Here is a 17,614-nt window from a genome sequence, read left to right as displayed (position 1 = left end):
GGTGTGAACACCCATAATAGCTAATCACAACCCTCGCGCCCGGCCCGAGGGTGTGTGCGGAACGCGCCCGCCCATGGGGGCGGCTCGGGCTCGTGCTTGATGCTGCGCATCAAGCATTGTTTGGACAGGAAGACACACCAACACCACACGCGCCCTCAAAAAACCAAAATCTGCTGCAATTCAAACCTCTTCGGTTTACTAATCAAACCAAGAACCGGCGTCCCCGTGGCAAGCTGGCTTGGATTTAACGATTAAGGATTTGCAATGGCCCGCCTTTATGACAGTCGAAAACGTGTTCTCGTAACCGGTGGGGCCGGGTTTCTGGGCTCGCATCTGTGCGACCGGCTTCTGGATCAGGGGCATGAGGTTCTGTGCGTCGACAACCTGTTCACCGGCACCAAGCGCAATATCGACCATCTGCACAGCAACCCGCGGTTCGAGTTCATGCGCCATGATGTGACCTTCCCTCTGTTTGTGGAAGTGGACGAGATCTATAACCTCGCCTGCCCGGCCTCACCCGTGCATTATCAGCACGATCCGGTGCAGACGACCAAGACCAGCGTTCACGGTGCGATCAACATGCTGGGTCTGGCGAAGCGGCTGAAATGCAAGATCTTTCAGGCCTCAACCTCCGAGGTTTATGGCGACCCGACCATCCATCCGCAGACCGAAGATTATTGGGGCAACGTCAACCCGGTTGGCCCGCGATCCTGCTATGATGAGGGCAAGCGCTGCGCCGAGACCTTGTTCTTCGACTATCACCGGCAGATGGGGTTGGAGATCAAGGTCGCCCGCATCTTCAACACCTACGGGCCCAGAATGCACCCGGCAGATGGGCGCGTCGTGTCGAACTTCATCATGCAGGCCCTGACGGGTGATCCGATCACGATCTTTGGCGACGGTACGCAGACCCGGTCTTTCTGTTACGTGGATGATCTGATCGAAGGGTTCATCCGCCTAATGGAGACCGGCGCGGACGTGACCGGCCCTGTCAATCTGGGCAACCCCAACGAATTCTCGATGAACGAGCTGGCCCGCGAAGTGCAGGCCCTTGTGGGGGCCGAGACCCCTGTCAGTTTCAAGGAGTTGCCAGAGGATGACCCGAAGCAGCGCCAGCCCGATATCACACTGGCGCGGACCCTGCTGGGCTGGGAGCCCAAAGTGCAACTGAAAGAAGGGTTGCACGCAACCATCCGGTATTTCCGCGATCTTCAGGCCGAAGGCGAGACCTAGGGCCAAGGCCCGGTTTAGAATCCGGGCACGCCCCCAGTCCCTGTCCTGCCCCGGCGCTTGCAGAACCTTCGCAAAGCATCGCCTTATTCGAAATCTGCCTGATCCAGCAGCGTATAGGTGAACTTGTTGCCAAACGCGTCGCGCCCGGCTTCGCATTTCAGCAGAAACTCGGCAAAGTGACGCTGATCGGCGAATACCTGACACCCGGCGGAATAGATCGTATTCGCAGTGTCATCGTCACCGTTGTTTGGCCCCTTGTGCAGATTTATGCCGAACATCCCGCTTTGAGGATTAACAAGGTTCAGGTTTCCATCCCTGTTGTTGTCCCGAAACACGGTAACGGTTCCCAGCCTTTGACACAGCGCCTTATGGCCTCCGGGCCGGCCTCGTTTATGAATATCGATCTTGTAGCAGGACCGATATTGCCCCGGCGCCAGAATGGCCGTCCCATCCGGGTTTATCGGGTTCTTCAGGTAATGATCGCTGGGATCGGCCGTCATCGGGTAATACGCTATATCCCAAACGCCAAGAAACCGGTGGAACACCGTCATGACATCATCGAATTTCTTGGGTGAAACCGGGTGGGCGCGAATGCCCACTATGTTCAGGTTCCAATCGACAGTTGGGGTGTCGAAAACCACAAAACCTTTTTGGGACATGACATCCATAATCGCTCCCACAGAGGGTCTGAACATCTCTCAATTCTCCTTAAACAATGCGGCCATGTTACCACAGAAGTGACCAACCGTAAAAATCGCCCCCTTGGCTTGTCGCTGCGCGTGTAGGATTTTCGTTGCCTAACCCGTTGATCTCGTTCAAACTTGCTGAAACAAGAAACCATGATTGAGGTCCGGGCGTCCAAACCCTTTTTGATCGACAACCGATTTGCAGGACGAGAGGACGACATGAAAACACTGACCTATGGGCTGGCCTTCGCCATGCTGGCGACCCAGGCCCCGGCGCAACAGACGCTTAGCCTGGCATCTCCGATCCCGGACGGGGCGGAAACACGGTTTTGCTATTACAAGGGGCTGGCTTATTCACCGGATTCCTTCATCGTGATCTTTGGCGACAATACGGTCACTGACACGATCAACACGCGCGAGGAACGCCTGCTGCGATGTGTAAGCAGCGACAAGGGCACCATGCACTGGAAGCCACAAAGCACGTTTCAGGTCGGCCGCTAAGCCAGAAATATCACTGTCGCCCGGGGCTTTTTAGCCGGATCAGACCGCCATTCCGATCAGGGCGACACCCAAGGCCATGAGCACCGCGGCCCCCAACCGTCGCGCCCAGTTGCCTTCCTTGAGGAATACGAACCCGATCAGTGCGGCAAAGATGACCGAAGTTTCCCGCAGCGCCGAAACCGCGCCCAGCGGTGCAAAATTCTTGGCGTACAGTACCAGACCATAAGCTGTCATCGATACCAGCCCGCCAAGAATGCCGATCATCCACACTTTGGCTGGCAGGTCTTTCAGGGTCGCACGTTTCCGCACCCCGACAAATCCGGCAATGAACAGGTGCAGAAACGCACCCCACGCCCAATAGCTGAGCGTATTACCCGACAGCCGAACACCGATCCCGTCAACGACCGAATAGACCGAAATGCAGAACCCGGTACCCAGCGCAAACATCAGTGCGCTGCGCCCAACGCCCGAGCACAGAGCTTTCCAACTGCTCAGCTGGATACCCAGGGCAATCAGGGCGATACCGGTCCAGGCCTGAAAAGGCAGCACTTCTCCGACCAAGGCCATTGCCCAAAGCGAAACCAGCGCCGGGACAATTCCACGGGCGATGGGGTAGACCACACTCAGATCACCATGCTGATAGGCTTTGCCCAGCATGAAGTAATAGCCGAAATGCACAACGGTCGAGAGCAGGATGTAAACAAAGCTCTCAGGGTTTGGCAGCGGCAGCAGCATCACCATGACCGCCGCAGGCAGCACTTGACCCAAAGCGACCAAACCCAGCATGGTGGTTCGATCCGCCGCTGTCTTCACGATTGCATTCCACACCGCGTGCAGCAAAGCAGCTAAAAGAATAATAAGGACAACGAACAGGGTCATGTCCGGACCTTTCCCGCAGAGATTTCGCGCCAAAAGGGTCAACTGCCCCATTTAATTGGCGCCATGTCTGCAAAGGGTGGATCGTTGTCAAGTCCGTTTCAGATCACCTGGGTTGTCAGCCATTTCTCGATCTTCGAGGCCGGCCCTTCCCAACCCGGCTCCATGAACAGGAAATGCGCATGATCTTTGACCAGCAAAAAGGTTCCGCGATCCCCATAGCGCGTTGCCAGTGCGCGGCAGGTATCGGGGTTAACAGCCCTGTCTTCGGCACCCGAGACCACCAGAACCGGGCAGTCAACCTTGTCGAAATCAACCTTGATCGCGTGATGGTCATCGAACATCCAAAAGAACATTTCAAACATCACGCGCCCGCTTTCCGCGCCCAATTGATCGAATACAGCGTGCTGCTGCGCCTCATCCATCTTGTTCAAGGCGAATGGGGCCATCAAATCGAACCCGACCCGCATCGGCTGCTTCCAGAATGGGCCGCCTTCCATCAAGGTGCGCGGTACAGCCCGTTCATCATCGGTTTCGGGCAAAGTGCCCCAAGGCGCATTGGGATTGATCAGAACGATGGCACTGGCCAAACCACGAGACGCCACTTGTTGCGCCACCACCCCAGCAATGGCATGCCCCAAAATGACAGGTTTGTGGTCCAGTCCCTGTACAAAATCGGCGATGTCATTGGTGTAGTCCATGACACTGGTATCGGTCAGACCCGGGTCGGGGTCCGCTTTCGGATCACCGTCATGGTAACGCAAGGCAGGAACGTGAACCGTCCAACCTCGGTCCCGAAAGAAGGCCGCGTAATCCTGCATGCACCAAGGTCCGGCAAATGCTCCGTGGATAAGAACGATTTCTTTGGTCATCGAAGTCCCCCCTGCGCTGCCTACAGTATGGGGATATGGTAAGACGTTACAACTGCCCGTGATCCCTGTTGCAGGTCGAAGCACAGGTCCTAAGATTGGACGCATGAGTTTTGTGACCGACAATCAATTGCCCCTGCTGATCCTGTTCTTTGTCATCGGCTCTATCGGCACTGCCTTTCTGTTTCGCAAACCGGCAGGTCACCGGGCGTGGAAACTGGCTGATCTGGTATGGGTTGTGTTGGGTGGCATTGGGGCATTGGTGGCTGTTTTGGCCGGGCTTTACACCTCGGACAGCTCGCGACTGGACCGACAGATCGACGTGGCCTATGCCGCGACGCTGGCATTTGACAGGGATGCGGCCCGGTTCCGCCTGCGGTTCTGTGATCCGGCCTATGATCCGGATACCGCCGTATTATGCGAAAAGGTTGAGTTCCTTTCAGCTTCGACCGCCAGCAACTCGGAACTGCCCCTGTTCATCGCGGTCACGAACGAAGTGGCCCCCCTACAGGGGCTTCACTTCTTGGTTGGCGGTCAGTCCAAGGACGAAAAGGACGAAATACGTGACATGGCCGCCAAGGCCGATGCCTTTGACATCGACCAGTTTCTAGTCTTCACATCACTGGACGAAAACACACAGACCGCCATTGACAACATGCGCCGCAAGGTTCCCGCGATTGCGGGCGACTACCTGATACTTGCGCAGAGCTACGATGACCTGATCGCGCAGGTCGGGAAGTTGAAAGAAGAATGGGAATACCTACAGGACAATGCTCATATTCTTGTCCTGCAAATCGTGGCCCTATGCCTTGTCAGTTTTGCGGCACCGTTTCGGCTGGGGAAATCCGTGGTCGAGCTGCGCACCACGCTCAGCGACGATACGTCTGCGCCAAAGCTTGCGGGTCAGCCCCAAGAAAGTAACGCAGAAGAGTCCACAGGTTCCGAGCACCGCGCCGAATCCAGCCCGCCCGCTCATACCGCTCCGCACTCGTAAAGGCGCGTGTGCTCAGAACAGTTACCTTTGGCAACGCGCGCACCAAAGCCACATCTTCCATCAACGGCTGGTCGGGAAACCCGCCTGCCGCTTGATAGGTGTGACGCGGAACCAGCAATCCCTGATCTCCGTAGGGCAATCCCAGCATCCTGCTGCGCAGATTGGCCCAGCCAGCCACCCAGGCCGGCGCAATCCCGCGCGCGCGGAACGCCAGCTGAAACGCGGCAGGTTTGGCTGAAGGCAGGTGGGCGCTGACGGTCTCGCTCCACCCCTGTTGCAGCACTGTATCCGCATGAAGAATCAGCAGCCAATCCCCTTTGGCCTGCGCGCACCCTCGGCGCAGCTGGCCGCCTCGGGATGGTGGGCCGGTCACGACCGTCGCACCGGCCTCTTCCGCAATACCCGGCGTGTGATCGGTTGAGCAGGCATCGCTGATGATCAATTCCCGGATCAACCCGGCATGCACCCCTTCCATCAAAGCCCCAAGACATTCGGGCAAAGCGTCGGCAGCGTTGAGGGTCGGGATTACGACGGTAATAGGCGCGGGCACGTCTGATAACCTCTGGTCTTGGCATCGGAACTTCCTATATCACGAGGCCTGAGGAAATGACGAGGACCAAGCCATGCCCACCCGCCGCATACTGCGCCTGTCCGGCTCGGATACCGAAAGCTTTTTGCAGGATCTGATTACCAACGACATTAAGGGGTTGGACAACGGGTTGGTCTACGCCGCTCTGCTTACTCCGCAGGGAAAGTACCTGGCGGATTTCTTCCTGAAACGAGATGGCGACGGAGTTCTTCTGGATGTGGCCGAACACCTTGCGGATGATCTGGTCAAACGTCTGACGATGTACAAGCTGCGTGCGGATGTGACGATCGAGGGAACCGATCTGAACCTGCAACGCGGCACCAAAGCTGCGCCGGAAACCGCCCTGCCCGATCCCCGCCACCCGGACATGGGCTGGCGCAACTACTCCCCCGAACCCGAGGGCGATGATGGAACCGACTGGGATGCACTGCGCGTCCGGCACTGCATTCCCGAGTCAGGCATTGAACTGACCCCGGACAGTTACATCCTGGAATCCGGCTTCGAAGCGCTGAATGGCGTGGATTTCAAAAAAGGATGTTATGTCGGGCAGGAAGTGACCGCGCGCATGAAGCACAAAACCGAATTGCGCAAAGGTCTGCGACGCGTCGTTGTCCAGGGCTCGGCCCCGGTGGGGACCGAGATCAGTGCAAATGGCAAACCTGTCGGAACATTGTACACACAGGCCGGCGGAAACGGGATCGCGTATCTGCGATTTGATCGTGCAGGCCCTGAGATGCAGGCCGGAGACGCCACAGTGCGCCTGGAGGACTGAGCCCACCTTGTTGCCAAATCGGCACGACCCGCGCATCAGCTTGTATCGAAAAGTTTGAACCCGTTGTCCTGCACTGCCAAAGTGCAGGCAAACAGGACGAACCGGATACCCGCATGTTTCGACTTTATTCCGCGATCTGGCGCGCCAGTGCGGGGCGGCAGATCATCCTCATCATGCTGTCCGTCGCAATTGCGGGCCTTGCCGCCGTGCCGCTTGAGTTTCAGCGCGACATCGTCAATCACCTGACATCCGACGATGTCGGGACTGAAAAACTGATCCAACTGGGCATCGGCATGATGGCCGTCATCCTGCTGAGCCTCGCCCTGAAATGGGTACTGGGCTATCGCGCCGGAACCTTGGGCGAAGACATGATCCGGCTGATCCGCCAACGCCTGCTTTGGCGTTCGACCGACCTGAAGGATTCAGACGAAGGCCTGCGCAAAGGCACCATGACCACCGCCATTTCGGCCGAAGCCGAAGAGTTGGGCAAGTTTGCCGGTGGAGCCTTTTCGGATCCGGTCGTTCAGATTGGAACGCTGATCAGCGTCATCGGTTATATCTCGTCCACGCAACCAGGTCTGGGGCTGATTGCGTTGTCAATGATCGTGCCGCAAATCATCATCGTTCTGGTCTCGCAGCGCAAAGTGAACACTTTCGTGGCGGAACGGGTTCGCATTCTGCGCGGTGCCACCGACCGACTGACGACCGAGGATATCGAAGCCGTTGAGCGGGATATCAACATCATGTTCGATGACATTTACGACACGCGGCGGCGGATGTTCCTGTGGAAACTTTCGGCAAAGTTCCTGCTGAGCGTGATCAACGGGGCCGGCACCGTCGGCATCCTGATGCTGGGGGGATATCTGGTCTTGCACGGCAAAACGGATGTGGGCACCGTGGTGGCCGCCACCAGTGGGCTCAGCCGCATTCAGGGACCCACTGCCTTTCTGATCGCATTCTATCGTCAGGTCAGCGCCAATCGTATCAAATACGAATTGATGCTGGAATTGTTCGGCCCGGATCCAACCCGCTATCGCTATCGACCCAACGCATAAGAAAAGACCGCGCGGCGGGCGCCCGCGCGGTCTGATGCGTAACGTGACGAAACGTCACGCGCGTTCGGAATATTCCATCGTTTCCGTGTTCACGACGATCATTTCGTCCTGGCCGATGAAGGGGGGAACCATGACTTTCACGCCATTGTCCAGCACCGCGGGCTTGAAAGAGTTCGCCGCCGTTTGACCTTTTACCACCGGTTCGGTCTCGACGATCTTGCAGGTCACTTTCTGCGGCAACGTCGCGTTCAGCGCCTCGCTTTCGTAGAATTCGACAACAATGGTCATGCCATCTTGCAGAAACGGACGGCGGTCACCCAGTAATTCTGCTGGTAATTCAATCTGTTCGTAGGTTTCTGAATCCATGAACACCAGCATTCCGTCGGATTCATACAGGAATTGCTGATCCTTTTGCTCCAGACGCACGCGTTCGACCTTGTCCGCCGAGCGGAAGCGTTCGTTCAATTTCGAGCCATTGCGCAGGTTGCGCAGTTCTACCTGTGCAAAAGCCCCGCCTTTGCCCGGCTTAACATGGTCGACCTTGACCGCTGCCCACAGGCCACCGTTATGCTCAAGCACATTGCCGGGGCGAATTTCGTTCCCATTTATCTTGGGCATTACATAAATCCTTCACAAACGGTTGATGCATCAGTTGCGGTCCCTATATCTGGCGGGATCACACCTGACAAGACAACGACACCTAGTGCTGCAGGTGCAGCGAGCCATGCAAGTGACGCAACGCAACTATGCATTTTAGCTGTATCCGAATCGCACCTAATCGGTCATAAGGACCCTCACGCCGAAAATGCAAGAGCAAGAACAACAAGGAAGACGAGATGAGAGATTTCGTTGACGGCACTGCCTTTAACAATGAGCAAGGCAATCGTGCGCGCAAACTTTTCGCGGCCGTTGTCCTGGCTGCGCTTGATGATGCTATCGCCGATGACAAGAAATACGGCAATGGCCCCGAACAAATCGCCCGCTGGGCGCGTTCGCGCGATGGGCGCGAAGTTCTGTCCTGCGCAGGAATTGACCCGAACGAACGGGTTGTAAGCGGATTGATGGAATTCGTTGGACGCGGCGTCCGTACCTCGGTCGCCCTGTCGCGGGAAGAAAGCGAACGCCGCAACGCTGCACAGCAGGCCGAAGCTGCCTGAACCAAGGTAGATTTGGATTGAACAAACGCGCTCTGCCTGTCAGAGCGCGTTTTTCTATACCTGATCGTCAGGTATGAAGCCAATGGCTCAAAAGAACAACAACCATTGACGCACCACCCAGAATTCAGCCGCCAGCATGGTTGCAAACAGGGCTTTGCCCCAAACCGGCAATCCACGCTGCCACAGCAGAACATATGCAGCCAGACAGACAAAGGCTGACACCGGTGCCACCCACAAAGCATGATGGTCGCTGTCCCAATAGCTGACAGGGCTTTGGAACACCCAGTCGCTGATGGGCCAGAACTGTGGCCGTCCGTCGCCCGCATGAAGCAGGAAATCTGTCGCAAGATGCAACAGACCCGCCGCTGCACCGACAGCCAGAACATGCCAACCTCTCCAGACTGCCAGCAGGAATGCCAGCCCCCATAGGATAAAGGAATTGTCTATGGCGAATACGGTCTGCCACGCCGGGGAAAAGTAAAGCTGCCCGAAGACCACCTGCTCGGGGATGCCCAGAACAAACAGGGATACGCCCGCCATCACGTATAGGGACAGATCCGGCAATAACGCTCCCAGCAGCGCAGCCCAGAGGACAGGCCCTTGCGGCGGCCGGGCGAACACGGCAGCCCCGATCAAAAGATGCGCAGGCGTATTCATCCGGGGCTTTCCCTTTCGGCTCAAATCAGATCATCTGCGCCCAGACTTATAGGAGACAAGGCATGGTTCGCGCCATCATGATTCAAGGGACCGGCAGCAATGTCGGAAAATCGGTTCTGGTGGCGGGGCTGGCGCGCGCCTACACGCGCCGGGGCCTTCGGGTCGCGCCGTTCAAACCACAAAACATGTCGAACAATGCAGCCGTCACCGAAAACGGTGGCGAAATTGGCCGCGCACAAGCCCTTCAGGCCCGTGCGGCAAAGCGGGAAACGCACACGGACATGAACCCTATTCTGCTCAAACCCGAGACGGATACCGGCGCGCAGATTATCGTTCAGGGGCAGCGCGCTGGCACGATGAAGGCCGGTGACTATCGCAAGGACAAATCCAAGCTACTGGGCGCAGCGCTAGAAAGCTTTGACAGGCTCTGCGCCGACGCTGATCTGGTTCTGATCGAGGGCGCTGGCAGCCCGGCTGAGACCAACCTGCGCAAAGGTGACATCGCCAATATGGGATTTGCCCGTGCAGCGGACATCCCTGTCGTTCTGGTCGGGGACATTCATCGTGGCGGGGTGATTGCGCAGATCGTTGGGACTCAGGCCGTTCTGGGCGAAGGCGACGTAGCGCAGATCAGGGGTTTTGCCATCAACCGCTTCAAGGGTGATGTGTCCCTGTTTGACGAAGGCCGTGATGACATCTCGGCCCGAACAGGCTGGCCCTGCCTTGGGGTTGTGCCCTGGTTTCACGACGCCTGGAAACTGCCGGCCGAAGACATGATGGACATCCGTTCCCATACCGGCGGCGCGTGCAAGGTCGTTGTGCCCCAACTGGAGCGTATGGCCAATTTCGACGATCTCGATCCGTTGTCTGCCGAGCCCGGCGTGAGCGTCGAGGTCATCCCCGGCGGGCGTCCCCTGCCCGGCGATGCGGATCTGGTTCTGCTTCCCGGCAGCAAGTCCACGATCGGAGATCTGAGCTATTTTCGTGCACAGGGCTGGGATATCGACCTGTATGCACATGTTCGCCGCGGTGGACATGTCCTGGGGTTGTGCGGCGGCTATCAGATGCTGGGCAAGACCATTTCCGATCCTGATGGCGTGGACGGCCGGCCGGGCAAAGTTGATGGATTGGGGTTGCTGAACGTCGATACCGTAATGGGCGGGCAGAAACAGGTCATCCTGCGTTCCGCCCATGCCCTACCAGACCGAGAACCGGTCAGCGGATACGAAATCCACATGGGCCATACCGACGGCCCGGACCGCGCCCGCGCATGGCTTGAGGTCGAAGGCAGACCAGAAGGCGCCGCCAGCAGCAACGGCCGGGTCAAGGGCAGCTATCTGCACGGAATTTTCTCGTCAGACGCATTTCGTGCCCGCTATTTGTCAACGCTGGGCGTGACGTCGGACATTGCCTACGAAGACGGGGTAGAGCAGGCGCTGGATGATCTGGCCGATCATCTAGAGCGCCACATGAATCTTGACCTGATGCTGAGCCTGGCACAGCCACCACAGCGCGGCTGAGTCTTATCCCAGATCTTTCGCGGCGAGCGCACGCGCGATTTCCCGCCGCACCATTTTGCGCACGTTTCGCGTGATCCGCTCGCCCATCGCGCCTTGCAACTCCTGGCGGACAACTTCCGCGATCAACTCACGCAATGTTTCTTCATCCAAATCCGTTGTCGAAACGTCTTCAACGACTTCAGTGGCACGATCGGATTCAGCCGGTCGTCCCGCCCGGATGAACTCTGCGTTTTGTATCGAAGCGGACTCGGGTTGAGGATCGTCCGTATCTTCCTGATCAGTCAGAACGACGGTCCTTGCGGCCGCAAACTCCTCTTCGACGTTCCACGGCAGGGAATGCGTCGGTGTGCCGGAATAGGCGTCTGCGCTGTCGCCATCCGGCTCCCATTGATCCTCGGTTTGCGCAATCGCCGCTTCCAGCGCTTCGATCTTGGCACTCAGGCTGATCGCGGGATCATCGGTTGAGCCAGTTTCCGCGGAATGCCCCTCGGTCGCGTCATCCGCAGTGTTGGCAGGATCACCTGCCCTGACGATGTCGCAGGCACGCAGCAGCATCGGCTTGGCCGAGTCGGCAACATCAGGAGACGGCTTGGCGGGCATGATCTCGGGCTGAGCGGGTTTGCTGATGCGCAGCGCGTCCGTCAGCACCAAACGCCCCGGCTTGCGCGTTGCACCCTGTTGATCCGAGGAGGATTTACCGCGACTGTCTTCACTGACCAGACGTTTGACCGAAGACAGAACGTCTTCGATCCCTGCTTTCACGACATTATCAGACATTGTTCTCTACCGCTCTATCGTTGGATCGAGTGTAGCCAAACAATCCGAGCCCTACAACAAATAGTATTGCCGGTCAGTCCCGACGCAACGCTTTGAGGACTCGATCCAGATCCTTGCTCTGTTTGCTGACACGCGCGGGGGCTTTCTTGACCAGATTATAGTACAAAGTCGGGTCATAGATCTGAACCGCCAGGCCAAGACGTTCTGCCGTCAAAAGGCCCTGCGCCTGCAACAGCTGATACGCTGCGCGGGATCGTTCCGTTCGCGACGCCACTTCGGCCAGCTGCGCGTCCAGCAAATCCTGCTGAGCATTCAGAACGTCCAAAGTGGTCCGGGCACCCAAGGTCGCTTCTTCCCTGATGCCATCAAATGCCACCTGCGATGCGCGAACCCGTTCCGTCGATGCCCTGAGGCTGGCACTGGCTGCCTGGAACGCTGCATACCGGTCCGTAACGCCCTGTGTGATATTCTTTTGTACGTTCAGAAGATTCGCACGAGACGCATCCCGATTTGCCATAGCGCGCCGCACATTCGCGGCCAACCGGCCACCGGCGTAAATCGGCTGTGTAAAGTCCAGCGACACGGTCGCGTCATTCACATAGTCGTTGTTGTCATAGCTTTCACGCACACCCGCATCCGCGTTCAAACTGACATTCGGCCCAAGGTTGGCCCGCTGTTGCTGGACAATCAGATCAAAAGCGCGGACCTGATGCTGCGCCGACAGAATCGCCGGGTGGTTGCGTTGCGCGAGGCTGATCGCTTCTGCCTCGCTCCGTGGAAGATTGGGCAGGCTGGGTTGACCGGCCGTCCTCCCTGGCGCCTTGCCGACCGCATTGACATACTCAGCCTGCGCGATGCTCAGTTCACCACGAGCGACCGCCAGATCAGCTTGAGAACTTGCCAACTGCGCTTCGGAAAGCGCCACGTCCGTGCGCGTCACTTCGCCAACCTCGAAGCGATCATTCGATGCGCGAAGCTCTTCCGCCGAAACATCCACGTTGTTCTGGCGAATTGCGACTGTTTCTTCCTGTAGCAGCACGCCCAGGTAAGCATTTGCAGCGCGGATAAGCACCTGTTGCTCAATGTCGATCAGGGTTTGTCTGGTCGACAGAACCGTTTCCTGCGCCGATTGCTTGCCCAGAACCGAAGCGCCACCATCATACAGAAGCTGAGTTAGCCCCAGACCGGTGAAAAACCGGGACGGCTCGGTCGTTGTGACCACATTGTTGGTCCGAGACCGGGTATAATCCTGGCTGACCTGTACAGTCCAGTTGATGATTGGCCGTAATGCAGAAAGCGCGATTGCCACGTCTTCATCTGCCGCGCGCAGCAGCGCCCGGTTCTGCTCCAGCAAGCCGCTTGTATTATACGCGCCGATGAAGGCGTCTGTTATGTTGTCAGCCCACGCCGGACGCCCTGGCATAACGCTGATGGCAAGTCCTGCGGTCACTGCGAATGCCCTGACCAGCTTGCCTGTCGCTGAACCACGCATACCGAAATCCTCTCAAACGAAATTACACTGCCCTGAAAGCAGTTTGCGGTCTTCTTTTCAACTAATCAAGGCGCCAGCAGAATCTATCGGCGAACTATAGCGAAAATGCACACTCCGCCGAAAAGCTCTCTAGTATCGGTGCACTGGCGTTGAACGCATCCCGCCAGCTGACCCGGCCTCCGGTCTTTCGACCGATCCGCACAGTTCCAAGATTGCCTTCAACAAACAGGCATGCAATCCGGCCATGTTCCTTGAGCTGATCCAACAGCGCGTCGGGAATCCGTTCAACACCGCCCTGCACCATGATCGCATCGTAAGGACCGTGCTCAGCCGCACCCTGATCCAAAGGACCGACGTGGATAATGGCATTGTCCACATCGGCCTCAGCCAACAGGCTTTGCGCCTCGGACGCCAGCGAGTCGTCGCTTTCCACACCAACAACCAACTGGGCCATACGCGCGGCAACCGCAGTGGAATACCCCGTCGCCGGAGCGATATCGAGAATCATCTCGTCGTTCGAAATGTTGAGCGCATCCAGCATTTTAGAAAGCGTTCTCGGCTCGAGCATACAGCGCCCGTTGCCCAGATCGATCACACTGTCGGCATAGGCGGCCTCACGCTGTGCGTCAGGCACGAAGTTTTCGCGCGGGACGTTCAACATCGCCTCAATTATCGGGAACTTTGTAACATCCGAAGGCCGGATTTGCGTATCAACCATAGTGCGGCGCCGGGCAGCGAAATCTGTCATAGGATCTCTCGAGTCATTCCCAAAGTTACCCGGCTTTTGCCACATCCTGAAACGCCCAGCAACGGCCCTGTTGACGCAACCCCCCTGCGCCTGTGCGTTTGCGGTTGCGGGCTTCGGCAAATTTCAATCTCGTCGACAAAATTGCGCGCAATCCTCTGGACGCCCCTTGGGAAAGCTGCTAAAACCCCACGCACACCACAGCAAGTATTTGATTTTACTTGTAAAGGCGAGTTGGCGGAGTGGTGACGCAGCGGATTGCAAATCCGTGTACACCGGTTCGATTCCGGTACTCGCCTCCAATACCTCCAATGACTTGCGGTACTTTTTCCCTCCTCGAGGTCCAATATCCAACCAACTATTGGATTTTTCGTGTTTCGATCTGGTTCTGTTCCATCCGACTGCGAGCATTCTTGGCATATGCCGCCAGCTTGCGTTCAGGCAACACCCGCCGTACTTCCTGGGCATCTTCATCTCGAAATGTTCAGAATTGGTGACCTGAACCATTGGTCCGGCCCTTTCAGATGTATACCATTCTTGTGGGCAGTTTGCGATCAAGGACGGCCAAGCTGGCCCTTTGTGCGGTTCAGGCAGCGGCAGAATGGTGCTGCAAACAAAGCTGTCGGATTGTCTGTCGTCCATGGCTGGAATTGACCTGCCATTACCTGTGCTGCTTCGACCTGGTTGGGACGGCATCGCGCCTGCGCGAAGCGTGCAGACTGCCTTATGCAATTTGGCCTATCCTTCTTTCTGACGTGTTCGTCAAAACGGGCCTCCGAAGGCATTGCTCCAACAACAGCCCTTGAGCAATATTATGTCTCACCATCGCCGAAAAACGAAACTTCATGACAACTCGGGAAGGATGAACTAGGACTCTAACAAAGAAAAAGTTCTGGACGTATTGTGGAACACATTGCCTTTACCTTCGAGATGGGGGTCGTTTGCACCCTGCTGGCTTTCACCGTTTTTCTGTTCGTTTCCGAGATCATAAGGATCGACCTTTCCGCCATATTGGTTCTGGTTCTCATAGGCTTGCTCAGCTACGCGCCCGGGCTGGGAAATCTGGCGGATGTCACCCTTCTGTTCGACGGCTTCGCATCCAATGCCGTCATCTCGATCATTGCGGTCATGATCGTCGGGGCCGGTCTGGACAAGACGGGGATCATGAACAAGGTGGCTGCCGTCATCCTCAAATACGGCGGCAAATCCGAAGGCAGGGTTGTACCAATCATTTCCGGCACCGTTGGCGTCATATCCTCGTTCATGCAGAATGTCGGCGCCGCTGCTCTGTTTCTGCCGGTTGTCAGCCGAATTTCCACACGGTCGGGCATACCGCTGTCGCGCCTGCTCATGCCGATGGGATTCTGCGCCATTTTGGGCGGCACCATGACGATGGTGGGGTCGTCTCCTCTTATCCTGCTGAACGATCTGATCCTGACGGCAAATGACAGTCTGCCGGCCTCTCAGAAAATGGAGCCCTTCGGCCTGTTCTCGGTCACGCCGATCGGTGCGGTTCTGATCCTGACGGGAATTGGTTACTTTCTGCTGTTGGGACGTTGGGTTTTGCCCGAGGCTGAAGGGCCTGACAATACGGGTACCGGACAAGGGACACAGGAATACCTGCAAAGGGTCTATGGCCTCAAAGCCGATGTGTTCGAAGTCGTGGTGCCCGAGGACAGCCCTTTGGTCGGCGAGATTCTGGCCGACATCAACCACGAAAACCACCTGTACATCATTTCCACCTTCTATCGCGGCAAAACCTCGATGGTTCAGGTTTTGACAGCGGAAATTGCAGCGCCGTGTCGGCTGGCCATCGTCGGCCGCCGTTGGGAGGTCGAGACGTTCGCCGAGAAATACGGGCTGACCGTTCTTCCGGATTTGGACATTTTCGTCGAAGAGTTCGCCCCAACCAATGCAGGCGTGGCCGAGGTGGTCATCACGCCCGACAGCAAGCTGATCGGCAAATGCCCCCGCGAGCTTTTGTTTCGCAAGACCTACGGGATGTCGCTGCTGGCCATTCACCGCGGCGAAGAGACGCTGAGCCATGTCGAGACCGAGGATCACGAATCCACTCAGATCGGGCTCGAAAAGTTTCAGGCGGGCGACATGCTTGTGGCACATACCAGATGGGACAACCTGATGCGGATCAAACGAGATCCGGATTTCGTCGTTGTGACGACGGACTTTCCTCAGGACGAGCTGCGGCCGCAAAAAGTCGGCTGGGCCCTGGCATTCTTCGCCATTTCGCTGTCGTTGATCCTGTTCACGGATGTCCGGCTTTCACTCTGTCTTCTTACCGGCGCGGTGGGCATGATGCTGACCCGTGTGCTCAGCGTGGACGAGGCATACCGCGCGGTCGGATGGAACACCGTATTCCTGCTCGCCTGCCTCATACCTTTGGGACAAGCCGTGCAGAACACAGGTACGGCCGCGTGGATCGCGCAGCAGATCATGATAATTCTGGACGGCTGGCCGCTCTGGTCGCTGCAAACCGGCATCGCCGTTCTGGCGACGGCCTTTTCTTTGGTCATGTCCAATGTGGGGGCCACGGTTCTGCTGGTGCCTCTGGCGGTATCAATTGCGGTGGCGGCGGGTGGAAACCCGGCCGTCTTTGCCCTGACGGTCGCTATATCGACATCGAACAGCTTCATCATCCCAACCCATCAGGTAAACGCGTTGATCATGGGTCCGGCCGGATACAAGGTGATGGATTTCGTCCGCTCCGGCGGAATAATGACGGCGCTGTTTCTGGTCGTCTCGCTGCTCATGATAAACGTCATCTATTAGTATTAGCGCAAGAGGATCCGGGGGGTTCGGTGGTCTTTTCTCATCATCTGGACAGGTTCAGTCAAGGCACCCGTTCACCATAGTCTACGCCCCTTGCTAAGATACCGTTCGTCGCCGGGCCCACCTCAGGCTGGGTCCCGGCACACCATGCCGCCCATCGACGCCCACAGGTCGCTTTCCATGCCTCTGCATCATTGTTGCGCGCGACTCGCTTGACAAGCAGGCCAGCGGTGCCGCATGTCCCTTTCGTTGGTGTCGGTGAGAGCCGATGAAAAGGGAATGCGTCAACGGTCTTGCCGCCAAACGCAGCCGCCCCCGCGACCGTGAACGGAGAGGATGCCCAATGCCACTGGCCCGAAAGCCGGGAAGGCGGGACATCCGACAGAGGCCCGCCTCTGGCATCCGCAAGCCGGGAGACCTGCCAACAACCGAAGTTGAAACCGGGCGGGGTGTTCCGGTGTCGGGTCCATGACCACTCGTGGCCCGCATGAAACCCCGTCCCCCGCGAAGAGGATTTGGGGGGATGAGAGACATGACCGAGACCGCACCAGTCGAGTTGCTGGTCTGTACTACCTGCCGTCGCGGCCTGCCTGTCGAAGATGATGCGCAACGCCCGGGCGCTTTGTTGCACAAGGCCCTGGAACAGGCAGACCTGCCCGACGGTGTCACCCTGCAAGCCGTTGAATGCCTGTCAAACTGCGATCAAGGCTGTTCGATCGTGTTGCGCGGGCCGGGCCGCTGGACCTTCGTGTATGAAAACCTGAACGAAACAGATCATGTCGACGTCATCGTCGACGGCGCGACCAAGTATCTGGCCACGGAAGATGGTTTGGTGAAATGGCGCGAACGCCCCGAACATTTTCGCAAGAACTGTGCCTCGCGCATTCCCCCCATTGGAGCCTGA

At 57.6% G+C, this 17,614-nt stretch carries 17 protein-coding genes, 1 tRNA gene, 1 pseudogene and 1 riboswitch; of the genes and pseudogenes, 10 read left to right on the top strand and 9 right to left on the bottom strand.

What is annotated here, in order from left to right; all coding sequences use genetic code 11:
• Positions 1–264: 264 nt before the first annotated feature.
• Positions 265–1,233, top strand: coding sequence for a UDP-glucuronic acid decarboxylase family protein (locus GOW09_RS15260; RefSeq protein WP_171119468.1), 969 nt, complete (start codon positions 265–267; stop codon positions 1,231–1,233).
• A gap of 83 nt (positions 1,234–1,316) precedes the next feature.
• Here GOW09_RS15260 and GOW09_RS15255 read toward each other — a convergent pair whose 3' ends face one another.
• Complete coding sequence (locus GOW09_RS15255; protein WP_171119467.1) at positions 1,317–1,928, bottom strand: hypothetical protein; 612 nt, start codon at positions 1,926–1,928, stop codon at positions 1,317–1,319.
• A 144-nt stretch (positions 1,929–2,072) separates the two neighbouring features.
• On the opposite strand from GOW09_RS15255, the gene GOW09_RS15250 reads away from it, so the two are divergent.
• Entirely contained in the window at positions 2,073–2,420 is a 348-nt protein-coding gene (locus GOW09_RS15250) for a hypothetical protein (protein ID WP_171363114.1), read from the top strand.
• A gap of 39 nt (positions 2,421–2,459) precedes the next feature.
• On the opposite strand, the gene GOW09_RS15245 is transcribed toward GOW09_RS15250, so the two are convergent.
• Positions 2,460–3,299 carry a DMT family transporter gene (locus GOW09_RS15245; protein WP_171119466.1) on the bottom strand — a complete coding sequence of 280 codons (840 nt, stop codon included), beginning with the start codon at positions 3,297–3,299 and terminating at the stop codon, positions 2,460–2,462.
• 98 nt (positions 3,300–3,397) lie between these two features.
• Positions 3,398–4,168 carry an alpha/beta hydrolase gene (locus GOW09_RS15240; protein WP_171119465.1) on the bottom strand — a complete coding sequence of 257 codons (771 nt, stop codon included), beginning with the start codon at positions 4,166–4,168 and terminating at the stop codon, positions 3,398–3,400.
• Positions 4,169–4,271: 103 nt separating this feature from the next.
• Between GOW09_RS15240 and GOW09_RS15235 the strand changes: the two are divergent.
• Positions 4,272–5,027, top strand: a pseudogene (locus tag GOW09_RS15235) (hypothetical protein); the annotation flags it as partial.
• Between the two features lie 7 nt (positions 5,028–5,034).
• Here the strand turns inward: GOW09_RS15235 and GOW09_RS15230 are convergent.
• The gene (locus GOW09_RS15230; RefSeq protein ID WP_171119464.1) at positions 5,035–5,709 is read right to left on the bottom strand and encodes a TIGR04283 family arsenosugar biosynthesis glycosyltransferase; all 675 of its coding nucleotides are present in this window, start codon (positions 5,707–5,709) and stop codon (positions 5,035–5,037) included.
• Positions 5,710–5,782: 73 nt separating this feature from the next.
• On the opposite strand from GOW09_RS15230, the gene GOW09_RS15225 reads away from it, so the two are divergent.
• Both GOW09_RS15225 and GOW09_RS15220 read left to right on the top strand, forming a co-directional pair.
• Complete coding sequence (locus GOW09_RS15225; protein WP_171119463.1) at positions 5,783–6,520, top strand: folate-binding protein YgfZ; 738 nt, start codon at positions 5,783–5,785, stop codon at positions 6,518–6,520.
• A 113-nt stretch (positions 6,521–6,633) separates the two neighbouring features.
• Positions 6,634–7,575, top strand: a complete 942-nt coding sequence (locus GOW09_RS15220) for an ABC transporter transmembrane domain-containing protein (protein ID WP_171119462.1) — start codon at positions 6,634–6,636, stop codon at positions 7,573–7,575.
• A 54-nt stretch (positions 7,576–7,629) separates the two neighbouring features.
• On the opposite strand, the gene efp is transcribed toward GOW09_RS15220, so the two are convergent.
• The gene (gene efp / locus GOW09_RS15215) at positions 7,630–8,193 is read right to left on the bottom strand and encodes an elongation factor P (protein WP_152457470.1); all 564 of its coding nucleotides are present in this window, start codon (positions 8,191–8,193) and stop codon (positions 7,630–7,632) included.
• Positions 8,194–8,411: 218 nt separating this feature from the next.
• Between efp and GOW09_RS15210 the strand changes: the two genes are divergently transcribed.
• Entirely contained in the window at positions 8,412–8,732 is a 321-nt protein-coding gene (locus tag GOW09_RS15210) for a DUF6280 family protein (RefSeq protein ID WP_037310273.1), read from the top strand.
• Between the two features lie 87 nt (positions 8,733–8,819).
• Here GOW09_RS15210 and GOW09_RS15205 read toward each other — a convergent pair whose 3' ends face one another.
• A complete protein-coding gene (locus tag GOW09_RS15205) occupies positions 8,820–9,389 on the bottom strand; it encodes a cobalamin biosynthesis protein CobQ (protein ID WP_171119461.1) in 570 nt (189 codons plus the stop codon).
• A gap of 62 nt (positions 9,390–9,451) precedes the next feature.
• On the opposite strand from GOW09_RS15205, the gene GOW09_RS15200 reads away from it, so the two are divergent.
• Positions 9,452–10,909: a cobyric acid synthase gene (locus tag GOW09_RS15200; RefSeq protein ID WP_171119460.1), complete on the top strand. Its 1,458-nt coding sequence runs from the start codon at positions 9,452–9,454 to the stop codon at positions 10,907–10,909.
• 3 nt (positions 10,910–10,912) lie between these two features.
• On the opposite strand, the gene GOW09_RS15195 is transcribed toward GOW09_RS15200, so the two are convergent.
• From GOW09_RS15195 to GOW09_RS15185, 3 genes are all read right to left on the bottom strand, one after another.
• Complete coding sequence (locus GOW09_RS15195; protein ID WP_171119459.1) at positions 10,913–11,686, bottom strand: hypothetical protein; 774 nt, start codon at positions 11,684–11,686, stop codon at positions 10,913–10,915.
• Positions 11,687–11,759: 73 nt separating this feature from the next.
• Positions 11,760–13,178 (bottom strand): TolC family outer membrane protein, encoded by a 1,419-nt coding sequence (locus GOW09_RS15190; RefSeq protein ID WP_152457466.1) that lies wholly within the window; start codon positions 13,176–13,178, stop codon positions 11,760–11,762.
• Between the two features lie 94 nt (positions 13,179–13,272).
• Entirely contained in the window at positions 13,273–13,926 is a 654-nt protein-coding gene (locus tag GOW09_RS15185; RefSeq protein WP_171119458.1) for a protein-L-isoaspartate O-methyltransferase, read from the bottom strand.
• Positions 13,927–14,151: 225 nt separating this feature from the next.
• Between GOW09_RS15185 and GOW09_RS15180 the strand changes: the two genes are divergently transcribed.
• From GOW09_RS15180 to GOW09_RS15170, 3 genes are all read left to right on the top strand, one after another.
• A tRNA-Cys gene (locus tag GOW09_RS15180) sits at positions 14,152–14,225 on the top strand.
• Between the two features lie 628 nt (positions 14,226–14,853).
• Positions 14,854–16,710: an SLC13 family permease gene (locus GOW09_RS15175; protein WP_171119616.1), complete on the top strand. Its 1,857-nt coding sequence runs from the start codon at positions 14,854–14,856 to the stop codon at positions 16,708–16,710.
• 233 nt (positions 16,711–16,943) lie between these two features.
• Positions 16,944–17,151, top strand: a riboswitch (cobalamin riboswitch).
• Between the two features lie 91 nt (positions 17,152–17,242).
• On the top strand, positions 17,243–17,614 hold the full coding sequence (locus GOW09_RS15170; RefSeq protein WP_171119457.1) for a DUF1636 domain-containing protein: 372 nt from the start codon (positions 17,243–17,245) through the stop codon (positions 17,612–17,614).

This window comes from Ruegeria sp. HKCCA5463 (genome assembly GCF_013034175.1).
GTDB lineage: Bacteria > Pseudomonadota > Alphaproteobacteria > Rhodobacterales > Rhodobacteraceae > Ruegeria.
Note: the sequence above shows the minus strand (reverse complement) of the source record. Positions and strands in the feature narration are given on the sequence as shown.